The sequence below is a fragment of the Pantoea sp. SIMBA_079 genome (genome assembly GCF_046940275.1).
Classification (GTDB): domain Bacteria; phylum Pseudomonadota; class Gammaproteobacteria; order Enterobacterales; family Enterobacteriaceae; genus Pantoea; species Pantoea borealis.
In genome coordinates this window covers 1-314 of record NZ_JAWRYR010000132.1, presented here as the reverse complement: position 1 = coordinate 314, position 314 = coordinate 1, and the positions used below count along the sequence as shown (strand labels likewise).

The following is a 314-nucleotide window of genomic DNA, read 5'->3' as shown; positions in this document are numbered from 1 at the left end:
GGCAGCGAGGATCGAAGGGAGGCGACGCATCGGCGCAGCATACCGGCGCGATGTCAAAGCGGGCTTAACGCGACGTGGCGGTTCCGCGGCGGTGCGCCGCATCAGCTCGACAGATGTTCGATCGCCGCGACCGCGCCCAGCCGCGCCGACAGCCGCTGCAGCAGCGCGAGGCGGTTGCCGCGCAGCGCCGCGTCGTCGGCATTGACCATGACGCCATCGAAGAATGCATCGACCTGCGGCCGCAGCCGCGCCAGGTGCGTCAGCACCGACACGTAGGCGCCGTGCGCCAGCGCATGTGCGGTTTCCGCGTGCAC

1 protein-coding gene is annotated in these 314 nt (G+C 70.7%); it reads right to left on the bottom strand.

What is annotated here, in order from left to right; all coding sequences use genetic code 11:
* Positions 1-101: 101 nt before the first annotated feature.
* Positions 102-314: hypothetical protein (locus SB719_RS19415; protein WP_412159639.1), on the bottom strand; the 213-nt coding region annotated here is incomplete at its 5' end.